Source organism: Pseudomonas fluorescens, assembly GCF_040448305.1.
GTDB classification, from domain to species: domain Bacteria; phylum Pseudomonadota; class Gammaproteobacteria; order Pseudomonadales; family Pseudomonadaceae; genus Aquipseudomonas; species Aquipseudomonas fluorescens_BH.
Genome location: NZ_CP148752.1, coordinates 3,153,763 through 3,166,703 on the forward strand (window position 1 = coordinate 3,153,763; position 12,941 = coordinate 3,166,703).

At 58.5% G+C, this 12,941-nt stretch carries 13 protein-coding genes; 8 read left to right on the plus strand and 5 right to left on the minus strand.

Annotated features, from left to right (window positions below; genetic code table 11):
• The first annotated feature begins 49 nt into the window (after positions 1-49).
• The 8 genes from WHX55_RS14215 to aspT all read left to right on the plus strand — a co-directional run bounded on the left by WHX55_RS14215 (position 50) and on the right by aspT (position 8,358).
• Complete coding sequence (locus tag WHX55_RS14215; RefSeq protein ID WP_353742940.1) at positions 50-1,513, plus strand: aldehyde dehydrogenase family protein; 1,464 nt, start codon at positions 50-52, stop codon at positions 1,511-1,513.
• Positions 1,514-1,521: 8 nt separating this feature from the next.
• Positions 1,522-2,589, plus strand: coding sequence for a maleylacetate reductase (locus WHX55_RS14220; protein WP_150752783.1), 1,068 nt, complete (start codon positions 1,522-1,524; stop codon positions 2,587-2,589).
• A 37-nt stretch (positions 2,590-2,626) separates the two neighbouring features.
• The gene (locus tag WHX55_RS14225) at positions 2,627-3,499 is read left to right on the plus strand and encodes a dioxygenase (protein WP_150752784.1); all 873 of its coding nucleotides are present in this window, start codon (positions 2,627-2,629) and stop codon (positions 3,497-3,499) included.
• Between the two features lie 3 nt (positions 3,500-3,502).
• On the plus strand, positions 3,503-3,820 hold the full coding sequence (locus WHX55_RS14230; RefSeq protein ID WP_150752785.1) for a YciI family protein: 318 nt from the start codon (positions 3,503-3,505) through the stop codon (positions 3,818-3,820).
• Positions 3,817-4,170, plus strand: coding sequence for a Rieske 2Fe-2S domain-containing protein (locus WHX55_RS14235; protein ID WP_150752786.1), 354 nt, complete (start codon positions 3,817-3,819; stop codon positions 4,168-4,170). Before WHX55_RS14230 ends, WHX55_RS14235 begins: the two co-directional genes overlap by 4 nt.
• A gap of 67 nt (positions 4,171-4,237) precedes the next feature.
• Complete coding sequence (locus WHX55_RS14240; protein ID WP_353742941.1) at positions 4,238-4,693, plus strand: hypothetical protein; 456 nt, start codon at positions 4,238-4,240, stop codon at positions 4,691-4,693.
• 337 nt (positions 4,694-5,030) lie between these two features.
• The gene (locus WHX55_RS14245) at positions 5,031-6,641 is read left to right on the plus strand and encodes a mechanosensitive ion channel domain-containing protein (RefSeq protein ID WP_353742942.1); all 1,611 of its coding nucleotides are present in this window, start codon (positions 5,031-5,033) and stop codon (positions 6,639-6,641) included.
• 25 nt (positions 6,642-6,666) lie between these two features.
• Positions 6,667-8,358 carry an aspartate-alanine antiporter gene (gene aspT, locus WHX55_RS14250; RefSeq protein ID WP_353742943.1) on the plus strand — a complete coding sequence of 564 codons (1,692 nt, stop codon included), beginning with the start codon at positions 6,667-6,669 and terminating at the stop codon, positions 8,356-8,358.
• 153 nt (positions 8,359-8,511) lie between these two features.
• On the opposite strand, the gene WHX55_RS14255 is transcribed toward aspT, so the two are convergent.
• From WHX55_RS14255 to WHX55_RS14275, 5 genes are all read right to left on the minus strand, one after another.
• Positions 8,512-9,012, minus strand: coding sequence for an outer membrane beta-barrel protein (locus tag WHX55_RS14255; RefSeq protein WP_150723942.1), 501 nt, complete (start codon positions 9,010-9,012; stop codon positions 8,512-8,514).
• Between the two features lie 70 nt (positions 9,013-9,082).
• Positions 9,083-10,678, minus strand: coding sequence for an EAL domain-containing protein (locus WHX55_RS14260; protein WP_353742944.1), 1,596 nt, complete (start codon positions 10,676-10,678; stop codon positions 9,083-9,085).
• A gap of 263 nt (positions 10,679-10,941) precedes the next feature.
• Positions 10,942-11,955 (minus strand): helix-turn-helix domain-containing protein, encoded by a 1,014-nt coding sequence (locus WHX55_RS14265; protein WP_151214708.1) that lies wholly within the window; start codon positions 11,953-11,955, stop codon positions 10,942-10,944.
• A 127-nt stretch (positions 11,956-12,082) separates the two neighbouring features.
• On the minus strand, positions 12,083-12,415 hold the full coding sequence (locus WHX55_RS14270; protein WP_150723939.1) for a hypothetical protein: 333 nt from the start codon (positions 12,413-12,415) through the stop codon (positions 12,083-12,085).
• Positions 12,416-12,592: 177 nt separating this feature from the next.
• Entirely contained in the window at positions 12,593-12,892 is a 300-nt protein-coding gene (locus WHX55_RS14275) for a hypothetical protein (RefSeq protein ID WP_223448835.1), read from the minus strand.
• Positions 12,893-12,941 lie beyond the last annotated feature (49 nt).

Consider the following 12,941-nt stretch of genomic DNA (forward strand, 5'->3'; position numbering starts at 1 on the left):
AATCACTTCGTCAAACACTGCGCCAGCCGCGCGGTGCGAGGAAACCATTATGCAAAATCAGCTCTATATCGATGGCCGTTTCGTGGACGCGGTCGCTGGCGGCACCATTGACGTGGTATCGCCCCACGACGGTTCTTTGATCGCCCGCATCGCTGCCGCCGAAGCCGCTGACATCGACCTGGCCGTTGCCGCCGCCAAGCGCGCCTTTCCGGCCTGGTCGGCCCTGGGCGCCGCCGAACGCGGACGCCTGTTGCTCAAGCTGGCAGACAAGATCGAAGAGTGCGGCGAAGAACTGGCGCAGCTCGAATCCCTCAATACCGGGCACCCGATCCGCGATTCCCGTGGCCTCGACGTGCCGCGCACGGCGGCGTGCTTCCGTTATTTCGGCGGCATGGCCGACAAGATCGAAGGTTCGGTGATTCCGGTCGAAGCCGGGTTTCTCAACTACGTGCAACGCAAGCCGATTGGCGTGGTGGGGCAGATCGTGCCGTGGAACTTCCCGCTGATGTTCACCAGCTGGAAAATGGGCCCGGCGCTGGCGGCGGGCAACACCATCGTGATCAAGCCTTCGGAAATCACCCCGTTGTCGACCTTGCGCATCGTCGAGCTGATGACCGAAGTCGGCTTCCCCAAAGGCGTGGTCAACGTGGTGCCGGGCTATGGCCATACCGCCGGGCAAGCGCTGGCCGAACACCTCGATGTGGGCAAGATTGCCTTTACCGGTTCGACCGCCACCGGGCGCCGGATCGTCGAAGCCTCCCAAAGCAACCTCAAGCGCATCCAGCTGGAATTGGGCGGGAAGGGCGCGAATATCGTGTTTGAGGACGCCAATCTGGACGCGGCGGTCAACGGTGCGGCCTGGGCGATCTTTCACAACCAGGGCCAGGCCTGCATTGCCGGTTCGCGGCTGATCCTGCACAAAGACATCGCTGATCAATTCCTTGAGCGTTTCATTGCGTTGGCCAAATCCATTCGCCTGGGCGACCCGTTGGACCCGGACACCGAAATGGGCCCGCTGACCTCGGCGCTGCACCGCGACCGGGTGATGGCGTACATCGACATTGCCATCGAGCAGGGCGGCAAGATTCTCGCCGGCGGCAAGGCACCGGACGATAAAGCCCTGGCCAATGGTTTTTATGTCGAACCAACGATTGTCGAAGCCAAGCCCGGTGACCGCGTTTGCCAGGAAGAAGTCTTCGGCCCGTTCGTGACCGTGGTGCGCTTTGGCACCGATGAAGAAGCCCTGGCCATCGCCAACGACTCCGAATACGGACTGGGCAGCGGCCTGTGGACGCAGAACATCAGCCGCGCACACAAAATGGCCGACGCGATTCACGCTGGCATGTGCTGGATCAACTGCTACAAACGGGTCAACCCGGGCAGTCCGTTTGGCGGTGTCGGGCAATCCGGTTACGGTCGGGAAATGGGCTTCGAAGCGATCCACGACTACACCGAAGCCCGTTCGGTCTGGGTCAATGTCGACGCCAACATTCCTGCGTACTACAAACGCTGAGGCCTGCCATGAATCCTTTTGTTTACCAAAGCCTGCCGACCCGTGTGGTGTTCGGCTGGGGCAAGCTCTCGGCGCTGGCGGAGGAAATCGAGCGGCTGGGCGCCCGGCGCGCACTGATCCTGACCACGCCGGAACAGCATGGGCTCGGCGAACAGGTCGCCGCATTGCTCGGTGATCGTGCCGCCGGCGTTTATTCGAAGGCCGTGATGCACGTTCCGCTGGAGGTGGCGCAAGCGGCGCGCATTGAGGCGGCTCGGCTGGACGCCGACTGCTGCGTGGCCATTGGCGGCGGCTCGACCATCGGCCTGGGCAAGGCGATTGCGATGGATTCCGGCCTGCCCATCGTGGCGGTGCCGACCACCTATGCCGGTTCCGAGATGACGCCGATCTATGGCTTGACCGAAAACCGCCTGAAAAAAACCGGACGAGATCCCAAGGTCTTGCCCAGGACCGTGATCTACGATCCGCAATTGACCCTGACCCTGCCATCGCAGATATCCGCCTGCTCGGGCATGAACGCCATGGCCCACGCGGTCGAGGCACTGTATGCCCAGGATGCCAACCCGATCATCGGCTTCATGGCCGAAGAGTCGATTCGCTCCCTGGCGCAGGCCTTGCCGGGCGTGGTCAGCAATCCCGATGACCCCGAGGCGCGCAGCCAGGCGTTGTATGGCGCGTGGCTGGCGGGCATTTGCCTGGGCTCGGTCGGCATGGCCTTGCACCACAAGCTCTGCCACACCCTGGGCGGCACGTTCAATCTGCCCCATGCCCAGGCGCACGCTATCGTCTTGCCCCACGCCGCGCATTACAACCGCGAAGCGGCAGCGGGGCCATTGCAGCGGGCTGCACGGGCATTGGGCGGGAGCGAGGCGAGTGAGGTCGGTGCCTTGCTGTACGCACTGAACCAGAAACTGGGCATTCCACTGGCCCTGGCAGACATCGGCTTCCCGGCAAGCGGCCCGGCCGAAGCCGCACAAATCGCCTGCGCCAGCCCTTACTACAACCCGCGGCCATTTGAACAAGGCCCGATTGAGGCGTTGTTGAACCGTGCCCTGAAAGGTCAGGCCCCAGCCTGATCTGCCAGCCACTTTTATCCTCGTCGGAATAACAACAATGACCGATCAAGACAAAGCCATAGAGCCACTGATCTCCCAACAGGCAGTGAACAGCTTCAACGATGCGCCCAACGCGCGTTACAGACAGATCATGCAGAGCCTGGTGCGCCACCTGCATGCGTTTGTCAGCGAGGTCGAATTGACCGAACAGGAGTGGATCGAAGGCATTGGTTTTCTGACCGACACCGGGCACAAGTGCGATGGCCTGGTGCGCCAGGAATTCATCCTGCTGTCGGACACCCTTGGCGTTTCGATGCTGGTCGATGCGATCAACCATCGGCACAGCGTGACGGCGACCGAGACCACGGTGTTCGGGCCGTTCTACATCGATGGCATGCCGGATCGCGAATTCGGCGAAAACATGGCCTTCACCGCCGGCGAAACGGCGCTGGTGCGCGGCCGCGTGGTCGACACTCACGGCAATGCACTGGCCGGTGCGGTGCTGGACGTCTGGCAGACCGCTGAAAACGGCATGTATTCCGGCCAGGACACCGAACAACCTTTCGGCAACTTGCGCGGGCGCTATCGCACCGACGCAGATGGGTGCTTCGCAATTCGCACCATTGTCCCGGTGGCTTACCCGATACCGACCGATGGCCCGGTGGGGCGCATGCTCGACGCTGCCAACCGGCATGCGTGGCGGCCAGCGCACCTGCATTTCATGATTGATGTACCGGGCTATCGCAAACTGGTGACGCACCTGTTCAATCACGATGATCCGTACCTGGCGTCCGACGCCGTGTTCGGGGTGAAACAGTCGTTGCAAGTGATCTATGAAGACCTGAACAGCCACGACGATGTGTCCGTCAGGTTGGGTATGGACGTGCCGTTCAAGCGTGCCTGTTATGAATTTGTCATGGAATCCGCGTGAATCATGGGCCAGTTCTTTGCGGTATTTGCCACTGATCATTCGGACGCTCATGCGCTGCGCCAGCGTCTGCGGCCCAATCACCAGGCGCATTTGCGTGCCACAGGAGACCATCGAGTGGTAGTGCGGCTCGGCGGTCCCATCCTCGACGATGCCGGCACGGCGATGACTGGCACGTTGCTGGTCATTGAGGCGGCCAGTCTGCCGGAGGTGGAAGCGTTCATGCAGGATGATCCTTACGTGCAGGCGGGTCTGTTCGCCAGCATTCAGATTCGCCCCTGGCACTGGAGCCTGGGCAACCCTGAACTGCGCGGTTTTCCATGACCGGCATTACCTTGTGCCGACTCGACGACATCGCCGACGGCGGGGCGTTGGGACTGCCGCAGCACCAGCAATTGCATCCTGCGGGGCTGGTGGCGGTGCGTCAGGGCGAACAGGTGTGGGTGTACGTCAACCGCTGCCCGCATTTCTCGGTGCCGCTGGACTTCAATCCGCAGCAGTTCTGCACTTATCGCGGCAAGGTCCTGATGTGCGCCCATCACAGCGCGATGTTTCGTTATGACGACGGGCACTGCATCGACGGCCCGTGTAAAGGCGCGCAACTGGAGGCCGTGCCGGTGCGTTGGGTCGACGACCGACTGGTGATGGAGATCGAGCCCACCGCCGGTCAGTAACCGGGTGGCTGACGGGGGCTGATCTAAACTCCTGTTGGGGGTGAACCACGTTCATCCGGAGGTCATCATGAAAAAATTGTCACCCATCAGTCTGTGTCTCGCCTTGTCGGTTTTGAGTGCCCCGCTATGGGCGCAATCGGTGGTGCCGATGAAAGGGCAAAGTTCGCAACAAACGCAGGCGGATATGTCCGAATGCCAGAGCATCGCCAACAGTCAGGCTGCATCGACGTCTTCGACACCATCGGGCGGGCGGGTCAAAGGGGCGGCAGTGGGGGCTGCTGCCGGCGCCGTGGCGTCTGGTGTGCGCAGTAATCAGCACGATGCGTATGATGATCGTGTCGACAGTGATGTGAAACAGAACGTCCGCCAGGACCGCGCCAAGGAAACCGCCGCGGCCGGTATGGTTGTCGGTGGTTCGCGCCAGCGTCAGGAGCGCCGGGAGCAATCGAATACTACGCAGGTGAACACCACGACGGCTTACACCAGCTGTTTGCAGGGCAAGGGTTATCAGGTCAACCCTTGAACTTACCTTGAACCGGGCACTGACCGCCTGACCAGATCTCAACCTGTGGGAGCGAGCCTGCTCGCGAAGGCGGCGGCACATTCGACATCCCCGTGCCTGATCCACCGCTATCGCGAGCAGGCTCGCTCCCACAGGGGGCTTAAGTGTTTTCTGACTCCGGTTAATTACACGCTTTCTGCTGCTTGAGCCACTTTCATGGGCTGGTGCCGGGGCACTGCTTCAAAGGAAAAGACCCCTGTGGAAACTGCCTATAGCTCAAATCTGACAACCGTTCATCGGTGAACTACGCTGCGATACGTACCCTCGATCTGAATTTCGTGACGTAAGGATCCGACACATGCGGAGCAGGCTGCTCGCTGTAATGTTTACTGTTTTCGGGATGTTTTGGTCGGTGCACCTGTGGGCCGAAGACGCACCGAAGGTGGTTGATGCTCCCGTTGAATTGAAAGTGGCCAACCGCACCATCATGGTGTTTCGCGCGACCATCCTCGGAGAAGCCCCGGCCTCGCGGGTCAAGCGGGCGAAAGCGGTGATCAGTGAGGCGCTGGATGACGCCGATGACCTCAATGTCTCCATCGACCCGATCATGAAAAGCTACATGGTGCTGCTGGGAAGCCGGCGTGCCTTTATCGTTTCGCCCAATGATTTCGACGAGACCGAATACGACTCGGTACAGCAGGCCGCCGAAGCCGCGGCCGGCAAGCTGCGCCAGGTCGTGGCCGAAACCCGGGAGGCGCGCAGCCTGCGGTTGATCCTGCGCTCCGTGGTCGCCGCGTTGATCGCCACCGGCGTTTACATCGCGCTGCTGTTTGGCATGTCGTACCTGCGGCGCAGAGTGCTGAAGAAACTGCCCGAGCTGATGCATCGGCACACCCAGGCCCTGAAAGTCGGAAGGGTGCCGCTGCTCGACGCCAATTACCTGTATCCGTTGGCCAGCCGCCTGCTGGAGCTGGTGCGCTGGATCATCGTGTTGCTGCTGACGTACGAATGGCTGGGCTTTGTCCTGTCGCGCTTTCCCTATACCCGTCCCTGGGGCGAAAGCCTCAACAACTATCTGCTGGAGCTCGGCGGCTATCTGCTGCAAGGGATCGTTGGCGCCATACCCGGGCTGGGCGTGGCGCTGGCAATCTTCTTCATCGCCCGCGGCGCAACCGCGTTCATGCGGCGGATACTGCGCCGCATGGCTGCACCGGGCACCCTCAGTTGGCTCAACCATGAAACCCTGCAACCGACCCAACGCCTGACGTCCCTGGCGATCTGGCTGTTTGCCCTGGCCATGGCCTATCCGTACCTGCCGGGTGCCGGCACCGATGCCTTCAAAGGCTTGTCGGTGTTGATCGGCCTGATGATTTCCCTGGGCGCCACCAGCGTGGTGGGCCAGGCGGCGGCGGGGTTGATCCTGACCTACACCCGAACCCTGCGCCCCGGCGAATTTGTGCGCATTGGCGACTACGAAGGCACGGTGACCGAACTGGGCATGTTCACCACCAGCATTCGCACCGGCCTGGGCGAGGTGCTGACCCTGCCCAACTCGATGATCACCGGCACCGTCACCAAGAACTACTCGCGGGTGGTACAAGGCCCCGGCTACGTGGTCGACACCGTCGTGACCATTGGCTACGACACGCCGTGGCGGCAGGTGGAGGCGATGTTGCTGGAGGCCGCAAAGCGTACACCGGGGATTCTCGAAGTACCGCCGGCCCAGGTATTCCAGACGGCGTTGTCGGACTTCTACCCGGAATACCGGCTGGTGGCCCAGGCCATTCCCAGTCAGCCCCGGCCGCGCGCGGTGCTGCTGAGCATGCTGCACGCCAACATCCAGGATGTGTTCAACGAGTACGGCGTGCAGATCATGTCGCCGCATTACCTGGGCGATCCGCAACAGGAGAAATGGGTGCCCAGGGACAAGTGGTACCCGGCCCCCGCGCAAGAAACGAAGGAATCCTGATGTCGCCTGAAAGGGAGTTCGCACCATGATCGAGTTTGTGCTCCATGCCTTGCGGACCGACCCGGAAATCGCGGTGTTCCTGGCCATTGCCCTGGGCGTCTTCGTCGGCCGTATCCACATCGGCAGTTTTCACCTCGGTTCCGTGGCCGGTGCACTGCTGATGGGGCTGCTGATCGGCCAGATCGGGTTGGAAGTGCCGACCGGTTTGAAATCGGTATTTTTCGTGATGTTCATCTACGCGGTCGGCTTCAAGAGCGGGCCGGAGCTTTTCGGCAGCCTCAATCGCGGCACGCTGAAACTGGTGGTGTTGAGCGTGGTGCTGTGCGGGACCGCGCTGGCGGCCATCTTGCTGATGAATGCGGTCTTCGATTTCGACGCCGGTTTCACCGCCGGGCTCGGCGCCGGGGCACTGACCGATACGGCGATCATGGGCACCGCCACCAGCGCCATCAATCAACTGTCGATCGACACCGCGGCCAGGGCCCAACTCAACAGCCATATGGCGATTGCCTACGCGATCACGTACCTGTTCGGCACCATCGGCCTGATCGTGTTCGTCGGCAGCATTGCCCCGAAGCTGCTGGGCGTGGACCTCAAGGCGTCGGCACGGGAGTTGGAACTGGAGCTGGGCATCGCCAAGGAAGAAGACGCGATTACTGTGCCGTACACCCGCATTGTCGTGCGCGCCCATCAGGTGGCGGACAACGGTTCGGCGAATGGGCAGCGCATTGCCGATGTGGAGAAACAGTACGAATCGCTGACCGTCGAGCGCGTGGTGCGTGCAGGAACAGTTATCGAGCGTGACGAGGCTTTCACGCTGATGGCCGGGGATATCGTCGGGGTCTACGCCTTGCGCGAAGCCGTGGGCACGCTCACCCAGTGGATCGGACCGGAAATCGACCATGCCGAATCCTTGTCTTTCCCCACCCGCGAAGTGGACATCGTGGTGACCTCACCGGAGTTCGCCGGCAAGACCATCCATCAGGCGAAAAGCCGCCTGGAAAGCGCCAGGCGCCTGGGCTGCTTCATCAATACCATCACCCGCCAGGGCTACGAGTTGCCGTTGCTGCCCAACACGGTGCTGCGTCGGGGCGACGTGATTACCCTGACAGGCCGTACTGCCAGCGTCGAAGCGGTGGCCAAGCGCCTGGGGCGGATTCGCGAAAACAACTACAAGAGCGACATTGCCGTGCACACCCTCGGCATGGTGCTGGGCTCGTTGTTGGGGCTGTTGTCGACCCATATCGGGATGATCCCCGTGGAACTGGGCATCGGTGGCGGGGTGTTGGTCGCCGCGCTGGTGATCGGTTGGTACAACTCGCGCCACCCGGAAATCGGCGCCTTGCCGCCGGCTGCGCAATGGGCGTTTTCCGAGTTCGGCTTGACCGCGTTCGGCGCGGTGGTCGGCCTGCTGGCCGGCCCCGCGGCTTTTGCCGCGATGAAGGAGCAAGGCCTGGCATTGCTGCTGTCCGGCGCCGTGGTCACCATCGTGCCGCCGTTGGTGGCGCTGTACTTCGGCCGCTATGTGCTGCGCCTGCACCCGATGATCCTGTTCGGTGCACTGGCCGGTGCACAGACCGAAGCGGCGTCGATGAACAAGATTATCGAACAGTCCGGCAGCAACACCCCGGTGATCGGTTTTACCGTGTGTTATGCGATTTCCAATGTGTTGCTCGCGGTGTGTGGGCCGATCATTGTGTTTGTGGTGGCCGGCTAGCGATTTTGAAACCGTAGTGACTTCTGTGGCGAGGGAGTGCGTATTGCGGGAGCAAAGGCAAACTCAAGCACCGGTTATCGGGCCCGGTGCCAGGCGGGGGACGTTGCGCAGAGTGCGTTGAGCGACCGGTAAGGCCGCTCAGTTGTAGCGGTGTTAAAAAAGCATATAGGCGGATGCGGTCGTCTGGTTCAGGTCGATCTCTCCGACTTCCAGAACTTCGTATTCCGCGCGCAGGCCAATGTTGCGGAAGACATCGACCTCGACGCCGACACCGTAGGTCAGGTCAACCCCGGTATCGTCGTCGGTGGCATTGCCGTCGGCGTCCCAGGCATGAGCACCGACACTGCCGAATACCCGCACCCGATCGCCCAGCGGAAAGCCGACATGGGCGGCAGCCTGGGCCGATTTGCCGTCGAAATCGACATTCTTGTCCTTGAATTGACCGAGATCGACATAGGCACCCTCGAAGGCCAGGTAGCTATTGACGCGATACCCGGCATAAACCTTGTAGCTGGTGTCGTCGTCGTCCAGTCTGGATTCGTCGGTCTGTATGCTGCTTACGCCAGCTCCAAGATATAAGCCTTTGTCATCAGCGAGCGCTTGAAAAGACAGCAACGATAGCAGTGAAGCGAAGCCAAGGTTTCGAAGTCGCATGTGTGGTGGAGTCCTTGTACAGGTTTGTCTGGTGTTAGGGTTCGGCGAGCATTTGAGGGGCCGTGAGGGGTTAATAGAAGTCATTGATTGATATTTTTGAGTCGTACGGCGGGATGTTTGCCGGGCATTGAAAGTAGCGTCTTGCCAACGCTTGAACAGGCAGCGCTTTGCAGAACAACCCGCCTTGCGCCAATACAACCCCTTCCGAAACCAGATGCGGCAGTTGCTGCTGACTCTCGACACCTTCGGCCACGACCTTGAGTCTTAGCGACCTGGCCAACCGGGCAATGTGTCGCCACAAGGCATCCTCGGCAGCGATCTTGTCGTCTGCTATGAATGAGCGATCTATTTTCAGAATGTCGAAAGGCACCGAATCCAGAAGCGAGAGGTTGGAATAGCCGATACCGAAGTCGTCCACGGCAATGCGATGTCCACACGCACGAAGCCGTCGCAATTGCAGGGCGGCAGGCTTCTGATCGAGCAAGGTCCTTTCGGTGATTTCAAACGTCATGGCGGACGCGGGCATGTTGTAGGTTGCCAGCAGGTCGGCCACATAGTCTGGAAGGGTTGGGTCCTGAATATCCTGGGCGCAAAGATTGACCGTAATGTAGAAGTCCTTGCACGCCCAAAGGTAGGTGCTGTAATCCTGCGCCACTTGTCGAATCACCGAGCGCGTAAGTTTGCGGATCAAGTCAGACTTCTCCGCGACCGGAATGAAAACATCCGCAGGCACGTGGGTGCCGTTGTCGCTCCAGTGAGAAAGTGATTCGGCGCCAACCAGATAGCCCGTCGTCAAGTTAACGATAGGCTGGTAGTGAACACCCAGCGTGTTGGCTTTCAGGGCATTGCGAAGCCGTACGGCGATAGACGTGTAATGCCGTTGGGCACACCTTGCGAGCAAGAGCAGCGCTGCGAACACGCACACAAGGCCAATGAATAGTTTGAATTTGAGACCTGTCAGGTAACTCAACGGAAGAGAAATGACGGCGATCAGTTCATTTCGGTTGCCCGCAAAGGCGATCAGGACCTTGTCTGCCGAGGTAACCAGTTCTTCAAGGTGGAACGGCTTCTGCATCGTCAGCGGCTTGGGGCCCGTGGAGGCAATGGGTACTGCGCCGCCGGGACCGATGAGGTCCAGTTGCAGGTCCTCGGGAAACTTCAAGTTGTCGAGCAGGATCTTCTTGTTTACCCAAACGTAGGTTGACTGTTCCGACACAATGATAAAGTCGGTGTCCGCAGATACTGCGTGACCGGAATCGATCCAATAGCTTCGTTTTCCAACGGAGAACTTGCGCTTCTCGTTACCGGCCAGTATCGACTGGAGTTCTTGTCCGTAGGAGGAGCAGATCTTGCCGTTGGGCAACTGGATTGCCGCTTGATCAACAAATCGCAGGTTCTTGACCAGATCAGCCAGTAGTGAGTATTGCTCGACGGAGCATTCCTGACCCGAACGATCAAGATCGCCGAGGGTTTCCAGTACTTTGTCGATCTGCGTATTGGGCTCCACTTGAGCAGCACGCAGATCGGCATAAACGTTATTCAACTTCCGTGCGATGAATTGCTCAGCCAGTCCTTCAGCACAGAACCATGCGGCCCAGCCCGTCGCAGCAATCAGGCATACAGTGACTGCTTGCCTTCCAAGTAACGCTTTATATGCGGCAATCATCGAAAAACCCCGAGGTATCAATATTTCACTGTGCACCTTGTAGTCGCGGATTAAACGTCTTCAGTACCAGTCAATGACCCAGGCCAATAAGATGCCGCTTGCATAGATGGCAATGCACAGGGCGATTTTATGCTTGAGTGGCAGTGTGTTTATTCGATGTTGCATGCTTATCTCCTTGAGTGGGCAAATAAGCAATGGTGGGTACCTGTGTTCAAGCAAAGGAAATTATTAATCATCATTTGCAGGGCATTTATAAACATCTGTTAACGATAACTCTTATCGCCAGCAACCTGGATGTAAACGGATGAGGACGTGTTCCTGGGCTTGGCTGAGTTGCGCCTGGCCGTTTCTGACGGAGTCTCTCCGTAAGCAATCTGATACGCCTTGGAAAACCGACCCAGATGGTGAAAGTTCCAGAACATCGCGGTTTCTGTCACGGTGGGCCACGTTTTATTGATCAGGTCGCGACGGGCACTGGCGAGTCTCAGGTTTCTGATATAGGCGATTGGCGACATCCCGAACGTTTCAATAAAGCCAAAATGCAGGGTGCGAGTGGTGGTTTCAAGTTGCCTTACGAGCGTTTTTATAGAGAGCGTTTTTTTTGTGTTTTCATGAATGTACTGTATGGCTTCTATCGCCACCTTTCTTCTTGTCGGGACTTTGCGGCTGAAGCCACCAGCGGGCGTCAATGACTGCAATAGAGAAGCAAGTACCGCACTTTCAATCGCTGAACTCTCTGCTGCGCTGCGTTGTGCTGAAGCAGCGTCGTTGATGTCGACACAGCAAGCGCTGATGGCTTGAATGGCAGATTGTATGAATTGAAAGTTTTCAGCCTGGAAGCTGTGTTGTGTTCTGTTTGCAAGTACATCTATTACAGAGTGATGTTGGCGGCACCGGTCATAGTTTTCCAGTGTTGTGGTGATGGTGAAAAGTGTTTCATTCGGTTCGCAGGTGTAATGCACCGATTCATCGCTGTGCAGTACGATGATTTCGTCAGGCCGTAGTTGGTGATTGTTTACGACGGGGCGTCCAATCGGGGGCTGCGAGATGGCGAATGTCACGAACCCGACAGGGACAGAACTGACCAGGGTGACGGATGAGTCGAACTCAAGACGGCTGCACTGCAGTTCCGGACTGTGAAAGAGCTTGTGTTGCCGAATGCGCGCCTCTTGCTCGGTCGGAATAAGGCTCATTTGCCATTTGCCTATTGTTCTATTCAGTTGACTCGGCAAGGCAGAAGACAAATGAAAGATCTCGTCGGGCGGTGCGATACTCATGAAGTTGAAGGCTCATCTGTTAAATGATTAGGGTCAAGCCTGACGGGCAGTCATGGAGAAAGTACGCGATTCGGCGTCCTGTCGGTCGGTGAGATCGACCCCATTGCCATTGGCTTTGAACGGGTTGTCAGAGTCCCCGGATCAGTTCCAGCTCCGCCGAAAATGCGTACTTGTTGTCCAACGGTGAATCGTCCATGTGTTGAACGTTGCGCGGGTCAATTTTCGAACTGAAGATCTGCGATTGGGGTTTCATCGGGTCAATGGCTGCAGCTGTAAAGGCGTAAAAGTCGTCAATACGATAACCGGATTTTACCTGATAGCTGGTTTTCACTGCACTTGGGACCTTCTTGTTGGTTTCGACACTCGTCAATTTGGCACTGTAGACACCCTTGTCGTCGGCCATGGCCTTGAGAGAAAGCAATAAACCAAACGACACGGTGACGAAGTTTTTCAGTAGCATCGAGGCGATTCCTTATTAACAGTTTATTCAGGCAGAGCAGAATGTCAGCTGCATCTCTGCCACGACTTGGGCTGCAAATAATCTCACTTCGATAGTGCCTGCCACAGTCAATAACTCATATTTACGAGGTCGTCACGATGTTAAAAATACCGTTTGCCCCTGCTTGCACCATACGCGTCAGAGTAATATGAGCGAGCTGGCGTAACTCGTGCCGGTATCACCTTGTGGTGGGGTGGAGAGAGGGAAATCACTGTCCTGCTCGTCCGCATGATACTCATTCTCGCTTTGGATTTTCAGATGCGATAGTTTCTGGCGGTCATCCGGGCTTGTTTCAATTTCATAATATTCAATGGTCGTGCTTTCGACGGAGTGCTCGTCGTGCGCCAGCGAATAAAGTGGCATGGCAGAAAAAAATAATACCGCCAGGAATCCGAAAGTCGTCGATTTGTGGGTTCGCAGGAAATGTAGGGCTTTCACTTGATTCTCCTGTAAGGGCATTGTCCCGGACGAGAATCAAGCAGGCTCG